Raw genomic sequence first — 6380 nt, 5'->3', positions numbered from 1 at the left:
GCTTGAAGAAGGTGGACCAGATGTTCGTGTTGAACATGGCGGCATACAACCTCGTGCGCATGCGATCACTGGGACAAATCCGCTTATAAGTGGCGGAAAGCGTGGCAAGGAGGTCAGAAGTCGGCCTCAAGCCGCCGAAAGAACGTTGAATTCGCGTTGAGATTGCACAATGCGAAAGTTTGCGACTGGCGGGCGCGTACATCGAGGCGCACCGCTTCCGCCGGGGGTGTATTTCCGCAACCTGTTAGGCACGCCGCCGGGCAGGACGAAGCCCCATTCCTTCGTCGCGAGTGTGAGTACCCGGTTCAGCAGGTTCAGTTCGTGGATCACGGTCTGCGGTGAGATGGACTTCAGCCGCCGATCCCGGTAAGCGACCAACACAGGCGAGGTCAGGGCGGTTAGCTTGTATGGACCCAGCGCAGCGCGTACTGTCCGCGCTCGCCCCTTGTCGCTGGCATGGCTGCGCTTGGCAGGCGACACGTCCCGCATGTAGCGGTCGAGCAGATCGGCAACACTCGTGTTCTCAGCTTCGTCCCGATTGACGAACACGCCCCCGTCCATTTCCGCTTCGATTGCGCGGCCCCATCCAACGGCATCCGCACGGATAGCAAACGTTCTGGTTGATGCCGGGAAGCCCTTCCTGCGTACTTGGCATTTCCACTTCTCTCGGTACTTCGTAATCGTCGCCATTGCGGCTACCTCTCGATAGTCGCAGTGTGCTCAAATTGTGCTCAGGATCGTCTCAGCTGGATAGAAGCCGCGCCCAGTAAGGCGCGGCGCTACACGAGCATCGGCCTTCTAAGCCGAGGGTCGGGCGTTCGAGCCCCTCCTGTCGCGCCACCTTCAAGGCCTCGCCACTCTGCGGGGTTACACAAAGCCCCGCGTCAGAAAAGACAAAGCCCCGCACAATGCGGGGCTTTTGCATTCATGACCCTTGCTGTGCTGGGTGTCTTGCTATGCGCTGTGGTTCTTCGCGGCGTCGGCCAGCCGCTTCAGCAACGCTTCATGCTCTTTTCGCTGCTGTTCGATGAGCCGCATTCGGTCTGCGAACGCGGACAAATCGTTGATCCAACGCGCCACGACGAGCAGGTAAGTCACGCCCACGAAAACAAAGAAGCCGACAACTGCGCCGTTGACGGCGGCAATACGGCTCACGTGCTTCTCGCTAAGCAGCCACATGACGACACTGCACGCGAGACAAAGACCGATAACCAGCCAGAACCGCCCGCGGATCTCGATGCGCTTGGCTGTGTAGCGCTCCATTTCGCGGGAGGAGAGTACGCCCACTCCCGTGGTGTTTCCAAGTTGCGCAAAGAAAACGGACAGCATTGTCCCGACCAGCACGAACACGCCGGCCATATATTTGACAACGGTCCCGGAGATAAGCGACGGAAAAAACGGCGCCAAGGCAGCGAACGCCGCAGCTCCGAGTACAAGCAGCAGGGGTCTGGAGTAGGTCCTCATGGCCCTACGATGATACCACCCCGTTGACAATCAAACTCGACAACCACCCGGCCATGTCGTCATAGAACGCGTCCTCTTGCGGAACGCCGCCGGTGCTCTTGAGGGTAATCGGTGCTGAAATCTTGAGCTCGGACCCCTTGACTTTCGAGCCATCGGCTAGCTCCAGCATCACCGTATCCTCTTCCTGATCGCGCAGGGCAATCGCAAGGTCGTCGATCAACTTCATGGTGTCCGCGGGTTGAGATCGCGATCGCGAGGGGTATCGGATTTCGACCCATACCTCGAGGTTGCCCTCGAACACTGCGTCTTCCAGATTGAGCTTTGCGAACTTGTCGCCCGGCAGGATGCTTTTGATGAAACTGACCACAGCCGAGTCGGGCGTCAGCTTCGAAACGTCGGATTTTTTGAGCGCCACTGCGGCCGATGGTGCTACCGAGGCATCGTCCTCGTGCGCCATGAACGGCCTCCCGAATGACAGCGCTTTCACGTGCGACTTGCGGATCCGCTCTTTCGTTGCCTTTTTGATCTCATCGGCGAGCGCAATCCCTTGCTGGCTGCCAAGCAAGCCAGTTTTCTCGCGAAGCAGCCACGCGATGTGCTGCTCGAGCGCGGACGTTTTAAGCGATTGGGAATGGACCACCGCCAGATGATTTTCGAACACCGCAAAGAACAGCACGCCCGGGACGTACTGTTGCTGCTTCTCATCTTTCTGCGGAGGCTCAAGCGCGCCTATCGACAGGCTGGTGGCTTCGGGGTCGTCGACGATCACAAGTTGATGGGCCCCCCGCTCGAACGCGACAAGGGTCCCGCATAGCATTCCCTTTACGGTCTTGCTCGAGCTGACGACGCGGAAGTGCGAGGCGGAAGCGTCTACAGCCTCAAGCCGATCCTTGATCTTCTTTTGCTGCCCGAGGGCTTGCTGAAAAAGTTGCTGGAGCGTTTGCGCGGAGGTCGGCACGATGGCCGCACGTCGATAGTAAGCAGATTTTTGTGTTCTGGTCTCTGTGGCCATTTGATTTTCGGGAGGACCCAGCCTCCTGTTTTGAGAGGTATTTGTTTTTGCGCACTACGAGGGCGTGCATATTGTTCAGTGCTGAGATTATGCCGCCGGTTATCGCAAGTTTATCGAAATGTCTGCAATCTTATGCGTTCCGCATCGATCGATTCATTCAGCATCCCCCGAAAGAGTTGTGGTCGCTGGCGCAGGGCGCGCGCCAGCGCTGGGTAGCGCCGACACTCGCTGCACGCGGTCGCCGGGTCAGGAGGGTGCGAGCCGCGGGTGCAGTGGCAGCGTCAACTGCTCGGGCGCGTTGTACAGCTGGCTCTTGTGGAGCTCGACGCGCTTCCAGTCTGCGACCGTGTCGTCGTGGTTGAGCAGTCGCAGTGCGAACTCAGCCGCGCTGGCGGCCTGATCGCACGTCATCGCACGAAAGCTCGGCGTACCGGCGTAAAGTCGCATTACCTGATACGCGGCACTGTAGGGAACGTGTCTGTCGATCACCAGCTCGGTGGCGAAGCGCAAGGCGTCGGCGCGATCAGCGACAGTGCTCTTCGCGTCTCCGGCGCGCGGGCGAGCGGTGATTTGCTCATTCCAATGCCGCCAGAGCGCGTCGTCGCAGCTGTCCTGGTAAAGGATCACGCGATCACGGATGGCGATGTCCTTCACCTTGCCAGGCTCGATTGACGCGAGCCAGCCGGGAAGTTTGCGCAGCGGCACGCAGATCATGATTTGCGGGCCGCCAGCCGAAGGTATTCTCAAATCGAGAATGCCCCAGCGGTGGGCGTTGTCTTTGAGCTTTCCGTGCTGTCCGTGCCACGTCAGCCCCATACCCTCGACAATCGGCTTCATCGGCGTGTAAGGATGGCCGATGTGCTCGACGATATGAAGGTCCGTGCCGTGGAACGGCACTTTCAGTTGGCGTGTCAACGCCCGCGTGCTAGCATGCATGCGTTCATTCTCCAAGATTGGACATCAAGCCCCGACCGTCATCTCCCCAGATACCCGGTCGGGGTTTTTTCTATCGATCAGCCGCCCTTCGTGCGCGCCTCCTTCTTCCTACGTCCTCGAGCGTTTTCACGATCACCCAATGCAGCGACCGCTCGAGACGGTCAGCCTTTTCCTGCAGGAAACGCCGCAGGTCCGCTGGCATTCGCAGCGGATACGAATTCGGTTGCGGTGCGGGCATGAAGCGTTCGCTCCACGTTATTCACAGATAGATTCATAGTAGAATCTCCGTGATGCCATATGCTAAGTATCGTCAAATCACATAGATTTATCAAGGGGGCACATGTCGGACGAAAAGACGGGAGCGAAGCAGGCGGCTGCTTATCCTTTGCGAATGCCGCCCGAGTTGCGGCAGGACCTGCAGGACTGTGCCGATGCCGCAGGGCAAAGCCTGAACACTGAAATAGTGGAGCGACTTAAAAAGAGCGTTGTGCCGCCCAAAGTGCCGAAGGGACTCCAGCAGATCGTCGAAGCGGCAACGCTGGGCACGGGCGAATCGCTCGAGGAGGCTGCTGTCCGCCTGGTCGTGCAGGGGATCCAGTCGGAACCTGCACGCAAGGCGGCTGAAGCGCGGATGGCCGCGGAGCGCTATCGGGTGGTTGCGCTGCAGGAACTGCTTGCGTCGACGAACGCGCAACTCGGGGAACTGCTTCGCTATCTGGCCACGGTGCGAGGCGTGGACGCTGAACGCCTCGCGGACGTAGTGCGACACCGCGAGGCGGTGATTCGGCAAATGGGCCAGTTGGATCTGAGCGCACTTCGCGCCGGCGTCCACCCATAACCAGGCGACGTTCAAAAGGCTCACTTGACCGCAGAAGCTTGCCGTTCGTTATCGGCTCGCTAATGGGCTCACAGCTGGATGTTTCCGTGCCCGGCCGAGCAGACGTAATGCGATCCAAGCACGGCCCGGTGAAGGAATGTCTTCTTGCCGCTAGCTGCGCAATTCGCGCACAGGTAGGCTCGCGCGTTAGACGCCGGATCGGGGGTCTTTGCCTCGTAGTAGCTTGATCCCGTCCCGCCTACCCGGAATTCATAGTTGTTCGTGATATCGGCCGTGTGGTTCTGGATCTGCTGGAGCTCCGCCTTCAGCGCATTCTCACGCGTGCCCGCTGCCTGAGCCTCCGCCAGAAGCCGCTGGTTCGTTGGCTGCAGTTCGAAGCACTCCGACTGCACATCGATGACGTGTTCCAGCATCTCCGATCGCGCTTGCGCGAGCATGGCGTCATCTCGGGCCGCGATCGCCGATTTAGCAAGATCGATTGCGGATTTCAGTCCTGACAGCGCGGCAATGATGTCCACGGGATAGGCTCGCTCAGTATCCGCGCTTCACAGTTTGCTGAAAGACGCCGCCAATTGTCGAATTCGGATTGAAGGCACGATCCGTCATGCCGTCAACCTCGCCACCCAGCACGCTCTCGTCCACATTCAGCGGCTCGCCAAGGAGCCGGCCGCCGACTCTCGTGATGGCCTCGGCCGTGGCCCAGCGCCGCGAGGTTTGCCACTCATCGGTACTGATATCGTATTTCTGGAAGCGGTAAATCTGGACGTTAGGCATGGCGATCTCTTTCGTTGTGAAGGATATGACTAGCTCTAATCAGCGGGCGGGGAACAATAGCACGCTTGCCACTCGATCCCCGATCGCGCCGCTTATGTCCGCTTCGCTGAAAGCGCGAGCTTTACCTCCATCGCGTGAGGTAGCGGCCATAAGTCGCAGAAAATCACGCGCTCGGCTTGACCTCCACAGCCTGATATGCGGGCGAATACGTGTTGTTCGCGGCCGTGCCGAGATTGAGCGATTGCAGCCCCGTACTGGTTCAGCCCTGTCACATCGTAAGTGTTGCTGAGCTGCGCAAGCAGCTGCTGCCACGTCTGATCAGACGTGCCGAGGCCCGTGGGTGTGTAGTACGACGAACCACCGCCCGAAGTGCCAGGCGACATCAGGTCTGTCGTCAGGGCCCCACCTACACCCGCTCCGAGTCTCCCGGCTACCGCTGCAAATGGCATGGCTCACTTCAGAATCAAGACGTTGATCGCTTGATCGTCGGGGTGTTTCCCGATTTGTTACGCGGGCGCGTGGGCGTATGCGCGGACATGGCGTGGCACGCGCATATGCAGGGGTGCGTATTTCGGGGAAGTTGAACGCCCGTTTCGGTGAAGTCGAACAGGCCAGGAGGGAAGTGCTGCGTAGTGCTTAGATTGTACTGCGCGTGTTCGAGATCAGGCTACTTTTTGATCAGGTGCGTTCTTCTTGCGCATCGAATCGCCCTTCAGCGGGAGCTTGTGAGCCTGATGGACGAGGCGGTCGAGGATTGCGTCGGCGAGAGTCGGGTCTTGCAGCCAGGCGTGCCAGTGGTCAAGGGGCAATTGGCTTGTAATGATCGTGGATCTCGTGCCGACGCGATCGTCGAGCACTTCGAGCAGATCGTTGCGCGCGCCCTGGTCGACGTCCTGCAGTCCCCAGTCGTCGAGCAACAGGACGTCCATCTTGGCGAGCTGCGCGAGCCGACGTGTAAAGCTGCCGTCGCCGTGGGCGATTTTCAATTCCTCGAACAGCCGCGCGACGCGCACGTACAGCACGGAGAAGCCCTGTCGGCAGGCCTGCTGGCCGAAGGCGCAGGCGATCCATGTTTTTCCGGCGCCAGTCGAAGCAGTCACATACTGCCTGGGCCGGCCCCCGCGAAAACCGGACACTGGGTAACGCTTAAACTATGAGGTAGTCTTCCGCCTATGTTTAAGCCTACAACTAACAACATGGAACCCGTTGAGGTTCTGACGCAGCCGGAGCAACGCCGACGCCGCTCAGTTGAAGAGAAACTGGCGATTGTGCGTGAGACCTTCGAACCCGGAGCCACCGTCTCCGGGGTAGCCCGACGTCATCAGGTGAATGCGAACCAGGTGTTTGCGTGGCGCA

General features: G+C 59.6%; 8 protein-coding genes and 1 pseudogene. 2 read left to right on the top strand and 7 right to left on the bottom strand.

The window, feature by feature from the left end:
• Positions 1–126: 126 nt before the first annotated feature.
• From M3I54_RS43230 to M3I54_RS43215, 4 genes are all read right to left on the bottom strand, one after another.
• On the bottom strand, positions 127–690 hold the full coding sequence (locus tag M3I54_RS43230) for a hypothetical protein (RefSeq protein WP_254346492.1): 564 nt from the start codon (positions 688–690) through the stop codon (positions 127–129).
• A gap of 264 nt (positions 691–954) precedes the next feature.
• A complete protein-coding gene (locus M3I54_RS43225) occupies positions 955–1464 on the bottom strand; it encodes a hypothetical protein (RefSeq protein ID WP_254346490.1) in 510 nt (169 codons plus the stop codon).
• Positions 1465–1468: 4 nt separating this feature from the next.
• The gene (locus M3I54_RS43220) at positions 1469–2476 is read right to left on the bottom strand and encodes a hypothetical protein (protein WP_254346488.1); all 1008 of its coding nucleotides are present in this window, start codon (positions 2474–2476) and stop codon (positions 1469–1471) included.
• 246 nt (positions 2477–2722) lie between these two features.
• The gene (locus M3I54_RS43215; protein WP_254346485.1) at positions 2723–3427 is read right to left on the bottom strand and encodes a phage antirepressor N-terminal domain-containing protein; all 705 of its coding nucleotides are present in this window, start codon (positions 3425–3427) and stop codon (positions 2723–2725) included.
• Positions 3428–3752: 325 nt separating this feature from the next.
• Between M3I54_RS43215 and M3I54_RS43210 the strand changes: the two genes are divergently transcribed.
• Positions 3753–4250: an Arc family DNA-binding protein gene (locus M3I54_RS43210; RefSeq protein WP_254346483.1), complete on the top strand. Its 498-nt coding sequence runs from the start codon at positions 3753–3755 to the stop codon at positions 4248–4250.
• A 68-nt stretch (positions 4251–4318) separates the two neighbouring features.
• On the opposite strand, the gene M3I54_RS43205 is transcribed toward M3I54_RS43210, so the two are convergent.
• The 3 genes and pseudogenes from M3I54_RS43205 to M3I54_RS43195 all read right to left on the bottom strand — a co-directional run.
• A complete protein-coding gene (locus tag M3I54_RS43205; protein ID WP_254346481.1) occupies positions 4319–4768 on the bottom strand; it encodes a hypothetical protein in 450 nt (149 codons plus the stop codon).
• Between the two features lie 13 nt (positions 4769–4781).
• Positions 4782–5024, bottom strand: coding sequence for a hypothetical protein (locus M3I54_RS43200; protein WP_254346479.1), 243 nt, complete (start codon positions 5022–5024; stop codon positions 4782–4784).
• A gap of 662 nt (positions 5025–5686) precedes the next feature.
• Positions 5687–6124 (bottom strand): annotated as a pseudogene (locus M3I54_RS43195) (ATP-binding protein); the annotation flags it as partial.
• Between the two features lie 96 nt (positions 6125–6220).
• Here M3I54_RS43195 and M3I54_RS43190 point away from each other — a divergent pair.
• The coding region (locus M3I54_RS43190; RefSeq protein ID WP_254338201.1) for a transposase at positions 6221–6380 on the top strand (160 nt) is incomplete at its 3' end.

The sequence above is a fragment of the Paraburkholderia sp. CNPSo 3274 genome, from assembly GCF_024206475.1.
Lineage (GTDB): Bacteria > Pseudomonadota > Gammaproteobacteria > Burkholderiales > Burkholderiaceae > Paraburkholderia.
The sequence above is the reverse complement of the archived record's forward strand: the minus strand, read 5'-3'. Positions and strand labels throughout refer to the sequence as shown.